13 protein-coding genes are annotated in these 18,371 nt (G+C 38.7%); 7 read left to right on the top strand and 6 right to left on the bottom strand.

All coding sequences use genetic code 11. From position 1 onward, the window contains the following. The first annotated feature begins 22 nt into the window (after window positions 1–22). The 5 genes from PKC55_RS08680 to PKC55_RS08660 all read left to right on the top strand — a co-directional run bounded on the left by PKC55_RS08680 (window position 23) and on the right by PKC55_RS08660 (window position 6,927). Window positions 23–841 carry an enoyl-ACP reductase FabI gene (locus PKC55_RS08680; protein WP_006841656.1) on the top strand — a complete coding sequence of 273 codons (819 nt, stop codon included), beginning with the start codon at window positions 23–25 and terminating at the stop codon, window positions 839–841. Window positions 842–949: 108 nt separating this feature from the next. Next, a complete protein-coding gene (locus tag PKC55_RS08675; protein ID WP_135105388.1) occupies window positions 950–1,558 on the top strand; it encodes an L-threonylcarbamoyladenylate synthase in 609 nt (202 codons plus the stop codon). A gap of 80 nt (window positions 1,559–1,638) precedes the next feature. Next, window positions 1,639–3,177 (top strand): S41 family peptidase, encoded by a 1,539-nt coding sequence (locus tag PKC55_RS08670; protein WP_291130480.1) that lies wholly within the window; start codon window positions 1,639–1,641, stop codon window positions 3,175–3,177. Window positions 3,178–3,191: 14 nt separating this feature from the next. Beyond that, the gene (gene thrA, locus PKC55_RS08665; RefSeq protein WP_291130483.1) at window positions 3,192–5,633 is read left to right on the top strand and encodes a bifunctional aspartate kinase/homoserine dehydrogenase I; all 2,442 of its coding nucleotides are present in this window, start codon (window positions 3,192–3,194) and stop codon (window positions 5,631–5,633) included. Window positions 5,634–5,715: 82 nt separating this feature from the next. Continuing rightward, window positions 5,716–6,927: a cofactor-independent phosphoglycerate mutase gene (locus PKC55_RS08660; protein ID WP_291130485.1), complete on the top strand. Its 1,212-nt coding sequence runs from the start codon at window positions 5,716–5,718 to the stop codon at window positions 6,925–6,927. Between the two features lie 52 nt (window positions 6,928–6,979). Here the strand turns inward: PKC55_RS08660 and PKC55_RS08655 are convergent, their stop codons facing one another. Beyond that, window positions 6,980–7,558, bottom strand: a complete 579-nt coding sequence (locus tag PKC55_RS08655) for an FKBP-type peptidyl-prolyl cis-trans isomerase (RefSeq protein WP_291130488.1) — start codon at window positions 7,556–7,558, stop codon at window positions 6,980–6,982. A gap of 28 nt (window positions 7,559–7,586) precedes the next feature. Continuing rightward, the gene (locus PKC55_RS08650) at window positions 7,587–9,125 is read right to left on the bottom strand and encodes a glycine--tRNA ligase (RefSeq protein ID WP_324372680.1); all 1,539 of its coding nucleotides are present in this window, start codon (window positions 9,123–9,125) and stop codon (window positions 7,587–7,589) included. A 258-nt stretch (window positions 9,126–9,383) separates the two neighbouring features. Between PKC55_RS08650 and PKC55_RS08645 the strand changes: the two genes are divergently transcribed. After that, on the top strand, window positions 9,384–12,086 hold the full coding sequence (locus tag PKC55_RS08645) for a TonB-dependent receptor domain-containing protein (RefSeq protein WP_324372678.1): 2,703 nt from the start codon (window positions 9,384–9,386) through the stop codon (window positions 12,084–12,086). Here PKC55_RS08645 and tsaE read toward each other — a convergent pair. From tsaE to PKC55_RS08625, 4 genes are all read right to left on the bottom strand, one after another. Further along, window positions 12,083–12,499, bottom strand: a complete 417-nt coding sequence (gene tsaE / locus PKC55_RS08640) for a tRNA (adenosine(37)-N6)-threonylcarbamoyltransferase complex ATPase subunit type 1 TsaE (protein ID WP_135105381.1) — start codon at window positions 12,497–12,499, stop codon at window positions 12,083–12,085. The two genes, PKC55_RS08645 and tsaE, sit on opposite strands and share 4 nt — an antisense overlap. 65 nt (window positions 12,500–12,564) lie before the next feature. Further along, a complete protein-coding gene (porX, locus tag PKC55_RS08635; RefSeq protein WP_291128761.1) occupies window positions 12,565–14,109 on the bottom strand; it encodes a T9SS response regulator signal transducer PorX in 1,545 nt (514 codons plus the stop codon). A gap of 129 nt (window positions 14,110–14,238) precedes the next feature. Next, on the bottom strand, window positions 14,239–15,375 hold the full coding sequence (locus tag PKC55_RS08630; RefSeq protein ID WP_324372674.1) for a glycoside hydrolase family 18 protein: 1,137 nt from the start codon (window positions 15,373–15,375) through the stop codon (window positions 14,239–14,241). Between the two features lie 360 nt (window positions 15,376–15,735). Further along, window positions 15,736–17,196 (bottom strand): tryptophanase, encoded by a 1,461-nt coding sequence (locus tag PKC55_RS08625; protein WP_291126138.1) that lies wholly within the window; start codon window positions 17,194–17,196, stop codon window positions 15,736–15,738. Between the two features lie 232 nt (window positions 17,197–17,428). On the opposite strand from PKC55_RS08625, the gene PKC55_RS08620 reads away from it, so the two are divergent. Further along, window positions 17,429–18,250, top strand: a complete 822-nt coding sequence (locus PKC55_RS08620) for an aldo/keto reductase (protein ID WP_291126140.1) — start codon at window positions 17,429–17,431, stop codon at window positions 18,248–18,250. The last annotated feature ends 121 nt before the right edge of the window (window positions 18,251–18,371 follow it).

Genomic DNA, 18,371 nt, shown 5'->3' with positions numbered 1-18,371 from the left:
TAATCAATAAATAGATATAAACATGAGTAACAATTTATTAAAAGGCAAAAGAGGAATTGTCTTCGGCGCATTAAACGAGAAGTCTATTGCTTGGAAAGTAGCTGAGAAAGCTGTAGAACAAGGTGCAATCATAACATTGTCAAACACTCCTATAGCTGTAAGAATGGGTGAGACCAAGGCTTTGAGCGAAAAGCTGAATGCTAAGGTTATTGCTGCTGATGCAACTAGCGTAGAAGATCTTGAGCAAGTCTTTGTTCAGTCTATGGAAGCCCTTGGCGGAAAAATTGATTTTGTACTTCACTCAATTGGTATGTCGCTCAACCTCCGTAAAGGAAGACAGTACGATGACCTTGATTATGGATTTTTAGATAAAACATTGGATATTTCAGCTATCTCTTTCCACAAAATGATGCAGGTAGCGAAAAAACTGGATGCAATTGCAGAAGGTGGTTCCGTTGTAGCTCTTACTCACATTGCTGCACAACGTACATTTACCGGATACAACGATATGGCAGACGCAAAAGCATTGCTTGAGTCATTCGGTCGCAGCTTTGGTTATATATATGGTCGTGATAAGAAGGTACGTGTGAATACAATTTCACAGTCGCCTACTTTAACTACTGCCGGACAAGGTATTGGCGGAATGGATGCATTTTTCGACTTTGCAGAAAAAATGTCTCCTCTTGGAAATGCCAGTGCAGAATCTTGTGCCGACTACTGTATTGTGATGTTCTCTGATTTGACGCGTATGGTAACGATGCAAAACTTGTTCCACGACGGAGGATTTTCTAATATGGGTCTAACTCAGGCAATTGTTGAAGATTATATCGAGAAGAAATAAGCAGATAAAACAATAAAATAGACGAGCGGCCCATAAATAATTATTTATGGGCCGTTTTTTCATATTAATCATTACTTTTGATTTTAATAAAAAAATATAAAGGATGACATGCTTATAAAATTATACGAACAAAACCCCAATCAGAAAGAAATTGACAGGGTTGTATCTGTTTTGCAAGATGGCGGACTAATTATATACCCTACCGACACAGTTTATGCTATCGGCTGTGATGCGCTCAATGTACGCGCGGTGGAAGAGATATGCAAGATGAAGGATATAAATCCGGCAAAGAGTAATCTTTCTATCATTTGCTATGATTTAAGCAATATCAGTGAATATGCAAAAGTAGATAATGCTATTTTTAAACTGATGAAGAAAAATTTACCGGGACCTTTTACGTTTATACTTAATACAACATCATCTCTGCCGAAGATATATAAAAACAAAAAAACGGTGGGGATACGTATTCCTGATAATAACATAATAAGAGAGCTTGTCCGTAACCTAGGAAACCCAATACTTACCACTTCGGTGAAAGACGAAGATGAAGTGGTTGAATATACGACCGACCCCGAACTCATCTACGAGAAATATCAAGACAAGATAGATATCGTTATCGATGGCGGATTTGGGGGTATAGAAGGCTCTACAGTTGTAGATTGCACAGGTGATGAGCCGGAAATAATTCGTCAGGGGAAAGGTGAATTAATTTTGTAAGAAACCATTAAATACATACATTTGTAAAATTCTGCCTTTCGAGGACAAAAATCCACCCAAGGCTAACTATTTTGTCATTTATGAAAGCAAAAAGCATATTTTTATTAGCAATAATTCTATTATCTTTCAATGGATGCAAAGATAAAGAAGAGGATGATCCGATTACTCCTCCCAAAGAATTAACCGACAACGAACTCACAAACCAGTGGGCTTACAACAAGATGAAAAGTTTGTACCTGTGGAATACAAATTTGCCTTCATCCCCCGACTACACGCAAGATCCTGAAAAATTCTTTTATGGTATACTCTATAATTATGGAAAGATTGATGGCGACCGTTTTTCATGGATAGAAGAAGACACTTCTAAAAAAACAAAGACATTATATGCTGATGCAAATCTAGGATTTGAATATATACCAATGAATTACTTTGCGACCTCCAGCTCTCAAAATACATCTATAGGTCTTTTTGTTCTCTATGTAAATGAAGGGTCTGCGGCTGAAAGCAAAGGATTAAAAAGAGGTCAGGTAATATACAAAGTGAATGATACAGATGTAAACTACGATAATTATTCGACTATTCTCAAAGAAAACACATCGCTTTCGCTCTGGATATATAACAATAAAGGTGAAAAAGTGAAGCTAGAAACATTTCAGGCAGCAGAGTCTAAAAAATCACCAATATTCATAAGCAAAGTTATACCCGGAACTAAAATAGGATATTTGATGTATAACGGATTTGAAAGAAGTGCTGATGAAAGTGACGAAAACAACTACGAATATGACATCGAACTAATTGAAAGCATTCGATCATTAAACAGCCAAGGAATAACAGACTTTGTGCTTGATCTTCGCTACAATCCCGGAGGATATCTTACCTCTGCTATGGATCTAGCTAGTGCTTTGGTTCCAAACAGAAAAACCAGTAATATATTTGCAAAAGAAAAATATAACACTCATTTTCAAGACTCTATCGTAAAAGAATATGGCAATGATGCTCTTAATGAATATTTCCTGAACAAAGTATATGGAACGAGTACATCAATCCCGCAACTAAGCCTTAGCCGTCTGTATGTGATTGCTACTGAATATACAGCATCCGCCAGCGAGTTGGTTATACATGGCTTAAAACCTTACATGACAGTTTTCCAGATTGGAAAAACAACTGTAGGGAAAGATAAAGCATCTATGACTGTGAAATCAGATAATTCAAAAATTAAATGGCAATTGCAACCTCTAATTTCCAGACTTACTGATGCAAATGGGAAAGGTGAATATATTAATGGTCTAACACCTGATTCTGAAGTTTCGGAATGGGAGGAAGGATATACAATGCAATCCGCTTATTATGTAGACGACAACGGAAATAGAGTTGAAACTCAGTGCCCTCTTCTATCAGAATGGCGAGGCGGGTTAACCGAACTGGGAGATACTTCAGAGCCACTCCTTGCCGAGGCAATTGCACAAATAACAACGGGAACTTCTCGCATGAAGAAAGCTGCAAAAACTGTGAAGTCGAGTCAAGGAGCCATTAGAGTTCCTAAACTTAGCCATAATGAACATCTTCAACGAATTATAATAGACCAAGATAAGTTCTCAACTCTAAACAAAAGTAAATAAGACCATAATAGCGAATGAAAGTAATGAAGTTTGGCGGAACATCCGTAGGTTCCGCTACTAATATAGCGAATGTAAAAAAGATAATAGGGACAATAGAAGAACCCATAGTTGTGGTTGTCTCTGCTTTCAAAGGAATCACAGATAAATTGTTGCTCATTTCCAATCTGGCTGCAGCCGGCGATTATTCTTACGAACGGGAGTTTCGTGAAATTATCGAGCACCATATTACAGTAGTCAGTAAGCTGGATATTCCGGAAGAGGCTCGCCCCTCGTTACAGGCGGATGTGAATAAACTATTGGAAGAGCTCAGTAATATATTCAAAGGAGTATTTCTTATAAACGACCTTTCGGCAAAAACATCGGATAAGATAGTAAGCTATGGCGAACGCCTGTCGTCGCTGATAATAAGCGTTGCATTCTCCGATCTTGATTTTCTGGATGTCACACAGTTAATAAAAACAGATTCCTCCTTCGGAAAACATATACCCGATATCGAATTGTCAAGCAAATTGATAAGAGATGCTTTCGAAAATTCGTCAAAAAGGATTCTTGTTGCAGGATATATATCCACATGCAAAACAACAGGAGAGATCACCAATCTGGGTCGCGGAGGATCGGATTATACTGCTGCCATATTTGCTTCAGCACTCGATGCTAATATATTAGAGATATGGTCTGATGTTGACGGCTTTATGTCTGCCGACCCGAAGGTAATCAATGGCGCTCATGTGATAGAGAACCTAACATTTACCGAAGCAACAGAGCTTTGTAATTTCGGAGCAAAAATAATTTATCCGCCAACGATTTTCCCTGTCTATCACAAGAATATACCCATTCGCATAAAAAATACTTTTAAGCCCGAAGCTCCCGGAACTTATATCTCTCACGACGGGGATATAAAGAAAGGAAAGGCGATGATAAAAGGTATATCATCCATATCCGACACATGCCTGATAACAGTTCTCGGACTCGGAATGGTAGGTATTATCGGTGTAAACTACCGAATATTCAGGGCTCTGGCAAATAATGGTATCAGTGTTTTCTTAGTATCTCAGGCATCATCCGAAAATAGCACGTCTATTGGTGTACGCACTGCCGACTCCGAACTGGCTGTACATGTTCTCGAAGAAGAGTTTGCCAAAGAAATAGCATTAGGCAGCATCAACCGTGTACAACTGGAAACAGACCTTGCTACAGTAGCTATTGTTGGCGAAAACATGAAATATACTCCAGGAATTGCCGGTAGGTTATTCGAAACATTAGGCAAGAGTGGTATTAGCGTCATCGCTTGTGCTCAGGGTGCATCGGAGGTAAATATATCTTTTGTTATAAAAAACAAATATCTTAGGAAGGCATTAAACTCTATTCACGACTCGTTTTTCTTGTCCGACTATAAGGTACTCAATCTCTTTATTGTCGGCATTGGTACAGTTGGAGGAAATTTGATTGAACAAATCAGGCAACAACAACCGAAGCTGATAGAGCAATACAGCCTCAAGCTGAATGTGGTGGGTATTGCCCGGGGAAAGAAAGCTTTATTCTGTCGCGAAGGAATCAACCTGAACAGATACAAAGAAGAACTGGACGAAAAGGGGATACCAAGCTCTCCGGAAATTCTGAGAGACGAGATCCTCAACATGAATATATTCAACGCAGTATTTGTAGACTGTACTGCAAGCGAAACCGTTGCCCAGATATACAGAGATCTTCTTTCACATAGTATTTCTGTGGTTACAGCCAACAAAGTGGCTGCATCTTCGGCTTATGATAATTATATAAAGCTAAAGAATACAGCGCGGGAAAGAAACATTAAGTTCTTATTTGAGACAAATGTCGGTGCAGGACTTCCTGTAATCAATACAATGAACTCTCTTGTAAACTCAGGAGATAAAATAGTGAAAATAGAAGCTGTACTTTCGGGAACACTCAATTATATATTCAACACGATCAGTGCCGATATACCTTTCAGCAAGGCGATCTATATGGCTAAGGAGTGCGGCTTCTCAGAGCCGGACCCTCGTATCGATCTCAGCGGTATGGATGTTATAAGAAAACTCGTTATTCTAACCCGAGAAGCAGGTTACCGAGTAGAACAAACAGAAGTTAAGAAGAACCTATTCATACCCCAAGAGTATTTTGACGGTACAATAGAAGAATTTTGGGCTACGATCAGAAATCAGGATGCCGAGTTTGAAGAAAGGCGCAAAAAGCTCGAAAACGAACACAAGCATTTACGATTTGTAGCCAAATACGAGAACGGACACTGTGAAGTCGGGCTCCAGGAAGTCGGGCAAAACCACCCATTCTACGATTTAGAAGGGAGCAACAACATAATTCAGATAACGACCGAAAGATATAACGAGTATCCGATGATAATAAAAGGGTATGGAGCAGGGGCAAGTGTCACGGCAGCAGGCGTATTCTCTGATATTATCAGTATTGCAAATGTGAGGTAACTCAAATAGCAAGATTTTATTTAAACTTATAACATAACTAACTCCTCCATTACGACAATAGGGGAAGTAAAAGAGATCCTAAATGAAAACAATTATAATTTTAGCAGACGGTGCTGCTGATGAGCCTATTGCCGAACTCGGAGGTAAAACTCCGTTACAAGCTGCAAAAAAACCATATATAGATATGCTCGCGGCTAAGGGGAAAAGTGGAGAACTGGATACAATCCCTGCGGGCTTCAAACCCGGAAGTGAGATTGCCAACCTATCGGTACTGGGATATGATGTTCCGAAAGTATTTGAAGGTAGAGGTTCGCTAGAGGCAGCAAGCATGGGAGTAGATATACTTCCCGGAGAAATGGCTATGCGATGCAATCTGATCTGTATAGAAGATGGTAAAATAAAGAATCATTCAGCGGGGCATATTTCAAGTGAAGAAGCTAAAGAATTGATTCTTTTCTTAGATAAAGAACTAAACGATGGGAAAGTAAGCTTTTATCCGGGAGTTTCATACCGCCACCTTTTAAAACTAAAAGGCGGAAATAAGAATCTCGATTGTACTGCTCCGCACGATGTTACAGGAACACCATACAAAGAGGTTTTGATACAAGCGGAAACAGCGGAAGCACAAGAAACAACCGATTATCTGAATCAGCTCATTATAAAATCACAGGAACTGCTCAAAGAGCATCCTGTGAACAAGAAGCGCATTGCAGAGGGTAAAGATCCTGCAAATAGTATTTGGCCATGGTCTCCGGGTTACCACCCGCAGATGCAAACATTGCAAGAACTGTTCGGAATCAAAAGTGGATCGGTAATTTCTGCTGTAGACTTAATCATGGGCATTGGTGTATACGCAGGGCTTAAATTAATCCATGTAGAAGGAGCAACGGGGTTGTACGACACCAATTATGAAGGAAAGGCGCAAGCTGCGATAGAAGCCCTTAAAAAAGACGATTTCGTATATCTACACATAGAAGCTAGTGACGAGGCAGGACATGAAGGCGATTATGAACTGAAAACTAAAACAATCGAATATCTTGACAATCGGGTTGTAAAAACAATATATGAAGCGACAAAAGACTGGGACGAACCTGTAACAATTGCTATTCTACCTGACCACCCTACCCCATGTGCTATAAAAACTCATACAAACAAGCCTATACCGTTCGTTATATACCGCTCGAATGGAGAAGCGGATAGTGTACAAGTTTACGATGAGTTCGAATCTCCGAAGGGAGCGTACGGATTGATACGAGGGAAAGAATTTATGGAAACATTATTTAGCGATAAATGAAAAAAGGAGAAGGTTAAACCTTCTCCTTTTCTATTATTTTCTCTCTATAGCCTTATTTCTTCACCCATTCTTTTTTCTTCTCATCATAGATATTCAGAAGTTTAATCTTGAACCAAAGTGTAGTATATCCGGGTATTATTTGGACTCCACTACTATATAATCCTACAGTTCCATAACCAAGTTGGTAAGGAATACAAACCTCGGCTTGTTCATCTATTTTCATATTCTGAAGCATGGTCGCAAACCCATCAATCCATCCACCATTCACTCTAGTCCTAAGCACCATACCATTTTTGTCTCCTTCGGTACTATCAAATACATATTTCGTATCGTCCAAGCGGAAAAACCAACCTTCATATTTTACAGAAACACTATCCGTAAAGATCGGAAATCGATCTATTGAAGGCTCATCCCCAGGAACGAAATCAGTTATCGATTTCCAATATACACTTCCATTACCACTTTGCGAAGGGCGGGGTGTATATCCTGAAGAAGAGGCATTTCTTACCTGCTGTTCATTATATGTTTTCCATTCTTGACTTACAGTGCTGTCATCGTCATCATTCACGCATGAGCCGAAAGAGATGAGAACACCAAATAAAACAGCTAATATTAAAATTCTTCTATTCATATATTCATTATATGGGTTACAATCGGGTTTAGCCAATTGTTTTCAATAAATTCTTCATACTTACTTTATCAGCAATAATATCCGATAATTTGTCTATAGCCACACGCTCCTGCTGCATTGTATCACGATAGCGGATTGTTACAGTATTATCCTGCAATGACTGATGATCTACAGTAACACAGTAAGGAGTTCCTATCGCATCCTGACGGCGGTAACGCTTGCCGATACTGTCCTTCTCATCGTATTGACATTTAAAGTCAAATTTCAGAGCATCAACAATTTCACGTGCTTTCTCAGGAAGGCCGTCTTTTTTTACCAAAGGTAATACAGCAAGCTTGATAGGAGCCAGAGCTGCCGGCAATCTTAATACTACACGAGTTTCTCCGTCTTCTAATACTTCCTCTGCATACGCAGCCGAAAGTGTAGATAAGAACATACGGTCTACACCGATAGACGTTTCAATAACGTAAGGAGTGTATGATTTATTGAGTTCAGGATCGAAATATTGTAATTTTTTACCAGAAAACTTCTCATGGCTTGCCAAGTCAAAATCGGTACGAGAGTGTATGCCTTCTACTTCTTTAAATCCGAATGGCATTTCAAATTCGATATCAGTTGCTGCATTTGCATAATGGGCAAGCTTGTCATGATCGTGGAAACGATATTTATTATCGCCGAATCCAAGCGACTTATGCCATTTCATGCGAAACTCTTTCCATTTTGCAAACCAATCGAGCTCTTCTCCCGGACGAACGAAGAACTGCATCTCCATCTGTTCGAACTCACGCATACGGAAGATAAACTGACGAGCTACAATCTCGTTACGGAATGCTTTACCAATCTGCGCAATACCGAAAGGAATCTTCATACGCCCTGTTTTTTGCACATTCAGGAAGTTTACAAAAATACCCTGTGCAGTCTCAGGACGAAGGTATACTTTCATTGCACCATCGGCAGTAGATCCCATTTCTGTAGAAAACATAAGATTGAACTGACGAACCTCAGTCCAGTTACGTGTTCCACTGATAGGGTCAACTATCTCGCAATCGAGAATGATTTGACGTAATTCTTCGAGGTTACTATCATTCAATGCTTTTGTAAAACGAGCATGCACTTCATCACGCTTAGCTTGATTTTCTAATACACGAGGATTGGTCTGACGAAACATGGCTTCATCGAAACTTTCACCAAATCGTTTTGCTGCTTTCTCTACTTCTTTATTTACTTTGTCGTCTATCTTAGCCAAATAGTCTTCGATCAGAACATCGGCACGATAACGCTTTTTACTGTCTTTATTGTCAATCAAAGGATCGTTGAACGCATCAACGTGTCCGGATGCTTTCCAGATAGTAGGGTGCATAAAGATAGCAGAATCAATACCAACAACATTTTCATTCAAAAGTACCATACTGTCCCACCAGTACTTTTTGATATTGTTTTTTAATTCTACACCCATTTGCCCATAATCATATACGGCACTTAGCCCATCATATATTTCACTAGACTGAAAAACAAAACCATACTCCTTGCAATGGGAAACTATCTTCTTAAAAACATCTTCTGACATATTCCTATGACTCTTTTTTACGTTATCTAATAAATAAACAAACAGAACATATATAATGCCTTATATTGTAAGCTATAATCATTCTGAAAGAGATTATACTTAAACAGGCAATAAACAGATCTGACCTAAAATGAATAAGTTGCACAAAGTAAGCATTTTTTTTTGATATAAAACAGAAGGGTGTTTAACGAATTCCATTGATTTTACACTCTATATAAAAAAACTTATCTTCGTTGTCACTAAAACAAATGTATTCTGATGAGATATTTATATCTTTTACTATTCATCTTTACAACCCTTTCAGCTGTGGCTCAAACAGTTGAAGGCAACCCATCAGGATATGTGCAAGGCTCTGTATATGACTCAATAACAAAAGATCCTATCCCATTTGTCACCGTCAGATTGCTTAATGAGGCAGATAGCAGCTACATAAAAGGGGTTGCAACCAACGAAAAAGGTAATTTCAAACTATCGGTTACGACAGGAAAATACATTTTGGAAGCTTCTTTTTTAGGATATAAAAGATTTTTACAAAACTTTAATATTTCTACACAAAATCCAGGCTATTCATTTGGGAATATCTATCTCGTAGAAAATACCATTCAGCTCAAAGATGCCATCGTAGAAGCGAAGGTCCCCGATATATTGGTGAAAGGCGACACCATCGAGTATAATGCCACATCATACACATCTCAGGAGAGTGATATGCTGCAAGACATAATAAAAAATATGCCCGGAGTAGAGATAGACGCACAGGGCAATATATCGGCAAATGGGAAGCCTGTGAAAAAAATACTAGTAGACGGAAAGGAGTTTTTCGGAAATGATATTCCGATGGCATTGGCAAATCTTCCCGCAAACATGATAAAAAAGCTCCAACTCTATAAAGAGGAGTCTGAAACAGCAAAAGTAACCGGATTTAAAGATAAAGATCCCGATCAGGTACTCAATCTGGTTGTAAAAGAAGAACTGAAACAGAGCATCTTTGGAGAAGTAAAAGCCGGATATGGGAGTGACGACAGATACGCCAATAAAGCAATAACAAACTATATGCGCAACGACAATCAGGTGTCTTTAGTCGGAGAAATGAGTAATACCAATGACAATGGGTATCCGATGGGGATGGACAACGGGATTGAGAAGAATAAAAATCTGGGTGCAAATATTTTTCTACAGCCTTCAGAAAAAATCAGAGTAGGCGGCAGTATCCGCTATGCAAATAACGACAACCTGATGGAAACAAAAACCAATACTCAGACTTTCTTATCTTCGGGTGATCGTTTCTCCAAACAGGATGCATCGTACCGCAGCAAAAGAGAAAATGCAAACTTAGGAATGAACCTGCAATGGAAACCCGATTCGCTCACTACCATTTTTGCACGGTCATATATTAGTCTTAACAACACAAAGAATATTCAAAGTTCGACCAATCTTTCTTACGTAGCCGAAAAGGATACCACGTCGGGATATTCGAATAGTCAATCGAAAGGTGATGGTTACAACATAAATAATTTTGTAACTATCGGCCGAAAATTGAATGACAAAGGGAGGACGGTAAGCTTTACTTTCAACAATTCTATCAGAAAGGATAATAGTAAAGGAACTAATTATTCTCAAACGACCTATAACGAAGGAAAAGATGATAAAATAATAGACCAGCAAAACAAGACAGATAATAATACCAGTAACTACACTTTATCCCTATCGTATGTAGAGCCGTTGGGAAAAGACCATAGATTGCAGTTTGCATACTCGTATGGGGTAAATAATTCGGAGCGGATGCGTGATGTCCGCAAAAAGGATGGTGCAGGCAATTATACTGTTATGGATACGGCTTATGCACGAAATACCGAGAATAGATATGTGAACCAAAATATAAGTTTGAACTTTCAGACTACGAAGGAAAAGTATAATTATACTATTGGATTGAGTATCGATCCGTCATATTCGCGAAGCAAGGTAAGCATTGCCGATTCTATCATCGAAAACTTGAAGCAGAATGTAATCAACTTTTCGCCAACTCTAAACTTTTCGTACCAACCAAACGATCACACCAACCTAGATATCAGCTATTCGGGATCGACCAGTCAACCGGGGATCACTCAGCTATCTGCCGATACGGTTATCGTTAGTGCATTATCTAAATATTATGGAAACCCAAATTTGAAACCAAGCTATAGCAACAACTTCAATGTATATTATCGGAAATCTGACTACGCCTCAAATCGTTATATGATGCTTTCGGGAGGATTCAATTATACATTCAACAACATTGTAGACTATACTCTGATAGATGATTTGGGGAACAGTACGAATACATATAGAAATGTAAGCGGTAATATGGGCGCAAATATCAATTTTATATTCAATACCCCATTACGAAATAAGAAATTCACGATCGACAACAGCACCTATGCCAACTATTACAAGAATATTGGCTACACGAACGGTGAAGAAGCGAAAACGCATAATATAGTACTTAGCGAAAAAGTTTCAGGAAAGTTTAAGGTTGACAAACTTGAAACACGCCTCGAACTAGGTATGACATATAACATAACAAAGAATAATTTGTCGAATGTGCAGGATAGAAACACATCCAATTACAATATCCAACATTCTGTGTTATGGAAACTACCCTACGATTTTTCGATACAGAACTTCCTCAATATGACATATTATGCAGGGTATGGCGATGATTTTAAGAAGAAAGAGATACTTTGGAATGCTTCTGTCTCAAAACTATTCCTGAAAAAGAAAAGAGGTACACTGAAGGTTGAATTCTATGATATACTGAACGACAGAAATAACCTGTCACGCTATGTAAGCAGTAACTACATGTCAGACTCGCGCACAAATAGTATCAACCGATACTTCATGTTTAGCTTCTCTTATAAGTTTAATATTATCAAGAGTAAGGGAAAAAGTAATGATGGCGATATAGATGAACTAGAATACAATTAAATACTCAGACTTACCTCCCGGCTACCATCCTCTTGTACTTTGACATAAACATTTACCGTATCTTTTGGCAGTAAAGTGTCAACTTTCTCAGGCCATTCAATAAAGCAAAGGCTGCCGCTATAAAAGTAATCTTCGTAGCCAAAATCAAAAACCTCCTCAATTTTATTGATACGATAAAAGTCGAAATGATAGATCAATTCTCCACTGTCGGAACGGTATTCGTTTACGATAGCAAACGTAGGGCTATTGATGGTATCAGAGACACCGAGATTCTCGCAGATAGCTTTTATAAATGTCGTTTTACCAGCTCCCATATCTCCATGAAAAGCAAATACAGTATTATCGCCCATAGCACGGATAAACTCGAGAGCCGCCTCGTCTATTTTATCTAATGATTCTATCTTTATATTCATATTCAAAATTATTCTACAATGTAACTTCTGATTGCAAAGATATATTTTGGAAAACAAATTTTCTGTTATTTCCCGATCAAAGTAATAAAAGGAACAATCATTTCTTCGAGCGAAATGCCCCCATGCTGAAAGGTATCTGTGTAATAAGACACGTAGTAATTATAATTATTCGGATAAGCAAAAAAATCGTCGCCTGTAGCAAAGATATACTTAGAGCTGATATGCAATGCGGGTAAGCCTATCTTTTCAGGAGAATGAATGTCGTATACTTTTTTGCGGTCATAATCCAGATTGCGCCCTACCTTATAACGAATATTCGTATTCACCGTCTTATCGCCAATTACCTTGAGCGGATTTTTTACCCGTATCGTTCCGTGATCGGTAGTCAAAATAATTTTATATCCCATTGCTTTTGCCTTCTTCAGAATATCCATTGTACTCGAATGTTTAAACCAAGACCGAGTCAAAGAGCGATAGGCTGCTTCGTCGGATGCAAGTTCCCGTATCATTCTTGATTCTGTACGGGCATGGGAAAGCATATCCACAAAGTTGATAACAACTACATTCAGTTGCTTATTGCTTAGCCGATCCATCCCTTGCAACAGCTTTTCTCCCGATGAAGAGGACAGTAGCTTATTGTATGAGAAAGTATAATTTTTTCTGTATCGCTCAATCTGAGTTTGCAGTAAGGCTTCCTCATTCAGGTTTTTACTTTCATCCTCATCTTCATCCACCCAAAGATCGGGATACAATTTGGCCATTTGGGAAGGCATCAACCCCGAAAAAATGGCGTTGCGTGCATATTGAGTCGCAGTGGGTAATATGCTTAAGTATTCGTCTTCGGAAATTGTAAAATCATTTGCCAAAAGATCTTTTATATCAGACCACTGATCGAGTCTGAAATTATCAATAAGGATAAAGAACAATTTTTCGCCATTATCCAGAAGTGGAAATACTTTCTGCGAAAAAAGCTCAGGGCTTATCAAAGGTCTCTTATCCGGATTTTGTACCCATGACTCATAATTCTTCTTTACAAACTTACAGTAACTATTATTGGCTTCATTCTTTTGTATCCGAAGCAAGTCCATCAAGGGGCTGTCTGATGCTGCCAGCTCAAGCTCCCAGTAAACAAGCTTTTTGTAGATATCCACCCATTGGTCGTACGTATTCGAATCATTTATCTGCGCACTGATTTTATTAAATTCTTCGCGATAACCTTCAACCGTAACCTCTGAAACAATATCGTCCTTGTGCAGGTTTTTCTTGATGGAAAGGAGGATTTGATTGGGATTGACGGGCTTGATAAGATAGTCTGCTATCTTTTTCCCAATAGCGTGAGTCATAATCCCTTCGTCTTCGCTTTTTGTAATCATAATAACGGGAATATTGGGGTTGATCTCTTTGATGATGCTTAATGCATCGAGCCCCGAAACACCGGGCATATTCTCGTCAAGAAAAACAATATCGAAAGATTCGCTTTTTATACTATCAATAGCATCCTGACCACTATTTACAGGGGTGACTTCATATCCCTTCTCTTCTAAAAAAAGGATATGCGATCGTAGCATATAAATTTCATCGTCAGCCCAAAGTATCCGTCTTTTCCTCATTTATAATCTATTAAATAAAGCAAACCACATTATTTGAATATAAAGTGGCTTGCTATATCATTCGTTGCGCTTCATTCTCAAAAGTACAAACAGAAGTTCAATATGAAAATTTGATACTGTTAAACTTTATTATTTAAGTACCTTGTTTATTTCGTTCAACAAATATTCTTTAGGATCGGAGCTATATTCCCAAAACATCACTCCTCCCATTTTATTATCCAATACATACTTACATTTTTCTTTTACTGACTCCTCATCGTCGTAAGTAACAAATACTCCTTTGTAGAAATTAAACAAGTATGGTGCACGTGCACTCTGATCCCAATATCGATAGTACTCGTTCTGATTTACAAGGCTATCCTTGATATAGGTATAGCCCCTACCCCTTATCTGTTCTGCAACAGGATCGCCAATACCTTTAGACGCTCCCTTCTTCAGATTAAAAGCTCGTCCATAAAAAGCAATGCCCATCACTAGCTTTTCGGCGGGAACACCGGCGGCTAAATAAGCCTTTACGGCAACATCAGCCCCTTGCTTTTGAGGATATTTGTCGGAAGGATAGAGATTGGTATGGTGTATTGCTTGTTCATTACTTTGCGAATCGTAGGTCATGATATTTACATAATCGAGATATTCCTGTGCTTTGTCCATTTCGGTACTATCTATAAATTGCTGAAACCCACCAACAGCCGTTGTTAATAGATATTTCTTATCAGTCTCTTTTTCCAACGCATCGAGTTCATCTCTGATAGCAGCAAACATCAACGTATAATTATGCTTGTCTTCGGGACGGTATACATTCCCCACATCACCCGGAAGAGCAGGATATTCCCAATCGATGTCTACCCCGTCAAGATTATTGTTTTTCATAATTTCCACCGCAGATTTAGCAAATGTTTTCTGTCCTTGAGTAGTCAGCACGGCGTCCGAAAAATTACGGCTCCAAGACCAGCCTCCGATAGATATCAGGATTTTGAGATCAGGGTTTTGCTGCCTCAATTCGTTTAGCTTCCTGAAATTGGTCGTATCGGTCGCCTCATTCGTAAGAAATGCTTTTCCATCCTTTACATCGACAAAGGCATAGTTGATATGCGTAATTTTGTTAGGCGAGATTTTGTCTACATCCACTAAACCATTATATCCTCCTACATAAGCGATAATAACCGGGCGTGAAGGTTCTCCTGATGTCTTTGACTTCTTGCCACACGAACAGAAACCAGAGAAAATAAGGGCACATAGAATGCCATACGTAAAGATGTTTTTCATGCTATTATTTTTTTTGATAGTTTGCTTTGAATACAAAACTAAGAAAAATAATTGTAAATTAATTAGTTAGCAAAAGAGTTTTATTTCTCAATATATGACTTAATAGCCTCTACATATTCCTCAAAATTTTCTTATAGAAAGCTCGTATTTCATTTTATTAAAATTATCTCATTATAAAGAGCTCTTTGATATAATGGGATATTTTAGGTAGTTGTACAATAAAAAAAAGTGACATTAAAAAATAGGGTAAAAGTGTCACTTTTGTCACCTTTTAACAATTCCTCTCCGAATAAAAAGCATAGAAAACAAAAACGGCATAAGCCATAAGACCCATGCCGTGATGATATTATATCGTATTTTCTATAAGCTATCGCCAAAATCTTCTCTGAATTTAGCCATCAATCGCTGCGGCCAATCATTTATCGGTTCGAGCCCTCCCATAAAAAAGCGAAGAACAGGCGGTTCGTATACGAATTTCAGCCCTCCTATCAGGTTGCGATTTTCATACAGCCATGTCATTCGATCTTCCACATATTTGATTTGTGAAAGAGTAAACACACGGCGAGGAACAGCCAAGCGAAGTAATTCCATATCTGCATAAGTCTCGTTGCCATATTCATCACGCTGGTTAGATACCGACCCTCTCTCCATACCACGTACTCCCGAGATAAGGAAAAACGCAGCGGCTAAAGCACCCGCCGGATATTCTTTCTGAGGGATATGAGAACAAATTTCCATCGCATTGACGTGTGCGCCTAATACACCGGGAGGTGTCACTACGGGGATACCTTTCTTTTCAAAAGCATTAACCAGATATTCAATAAACTGCGGGCTTTGGCATATCATACCCTCATCCAATGTTTCATACAGTCCGATGGCAATAGCTTCTATCTCACGAACCGACATACCGCCATAGGTAAGAAACCCTTCGAACAGAGGAACAAGCGGTTCCAACTCCTTCATGATGGCATAATCATTGGTACAGATACCACCCCCACGAGACGAGCTCAGCTTTCGTGCCGAGAAGTAAACCAAGTCGGCAAGATTGGTCATCGCAAGGATAATCTCAGCCATCGAGCTGTTCTTAAACTCCTCCTCACGTTGCTTGATCAGCCATGCATTTTCTCCTAGCAAACTAGCATCGAGGACAAGGCGTATTTTGTATTTATCGGCAATAGCACGCACCCCCCGAAAGTTTTCCATCGAGAAAGGCTGTCCGCCAATAAGGTTGGTAGATGCTTCCATGCGGATATAAGGAATATTGGCAGCTCCATGTTTGTTGATGCATTTCTCCAACTTTTCAAGGTTCATATTCCCCTTAAAGGGATGCTTACTATTTATTACATAGGCTTCATCATAGAGCAATTCTTCGATTTTACCGCCATATTGGGTAATGTGTGCCATTGCTGTAGTGAAGTGATAGTTCATCGGCACAATGCTTCCCTTACGAATATAAGCGTTGGATATGATATTCTCTGCGGCACGACCTTGATGTACGGGAAGAAGATATTTTTTACCGAGTACTTCGTCCACAGCTTTCTGATAGCGGACAAAACTTTGCGATCCGGCGTAAGCATCATCGGCTATCATCATAGCACCCATCTGGCGATCACTCAATGCATTGGTACCGCTGTCGGTAAGCATATCCAGGAAAACATCTTTTGTGTCGAGCCTGAATGTATTGAATCCGGCTTCGCAAAGAGCTTCCAAACGACGTTCAATTGGGACTAAATGTAATTTTTGTACAACACGCACCTTGTGCAATTCCAGCGGAATACTTTCTCCACTGTAGAATTTAATCTTAGAAGAGTTTTCTGACATGATATTAGTTTATAGTAATGCTAAAAATTAGATTTCGCAATTTATAAATAAATATCTGATAAACAAATGAAAAAGATGCAAGGAAGTGGCTAATAAGCAAAATTTATTCGTTTTAATTTCTTTTTTGAAACAAATAGTCATAATTTTAAAAAGGAACAATTCATTCGCTTTATTTGTTAAATTAGTTACTCTCCGAATAATGTATAAATATCAAATATAAATTACACAGAAAATGGAAAAAGTAAAATTGAATAATGGTATAGATATACCATGGGTTGGACTAGGCGTATTCCGCTTGGAAGACAACAAGGAAGCTGAAAAGGTGATCGGAACCGCATTGTCAGTTGGATACAGGCATATTGACACAGCCATGTATTATCACAACGAAGAAGCTGTAGGAAAAGCAATTAAAAACTCGGGTATTCCTCGGGAAGAAATATTCGTAACCACAAAGATGTGGAACTCTGACCAGCGAAGCGGCAAGGTAAAAGAAGCCTTTGAGACCAGCTTAAGAAAGCTTGATCTCAATTACATCGATCTATATCTGGTTCACTGGCCTGTAGAAGGGAAGTTCATAGAAACATGGAAAAAGTTTGAGGAAATATATCAAACTGGTAAAGTGAAAGCAATTGGCGTCAGCAATTTCAAGCAATACCACTTGGAGGCATTGGCGAAAGAATCGACCATAACTCCTGCCGTAAATCAGATAGAATTGCACCCATACCTTGTACAAGAAAATGATTTGAGCTATTGCAAGAAAGCAGGTATCCGTGTAGAAGCATGGAGCCCGTTTGCGGCGAATCAGACGGGATTATTCAATGAAAAGATATTGACTGACCTCGCAAACAAATACTCAAAATCTCCTGCTCAGATAATACTTCGTTGGGATTACCAACGTGGAGTAGTAACCATACCTAAATCAGCAAACGAGAAGCGCATGGTCGAGAATCTGAATATATTTGACTTTAGCCTGAACGATGATGAAATCAAAAGCATAAATTCGCTAAATAAAAATCTGCGTATCGGACCAGATCCGGATCATGTAAATTTCTAAGAAAGCTTATCACGCAATTCATTAAATGCGATTAAGGGAATAGGGTAATGATATACGCCAAGTGGTTAAAATATGAGCTTTATAATAATTTCATTTCGCATATCATTACCTTTGCATCCAA

Origin of the sequence: Dysgonomonas sp., assembly GCF_035323175.1 — a bacterium.
GTDB lineage: Bacteria > Bacteroidota > Bacteroidia > Bacteroidales > Dysgonomonadaceae > Dysgonomonas.
Note: the sequence above shows the minus strand (reverse complement) of the source record. Positions and strands in the feature narration are given on the sequence as shown.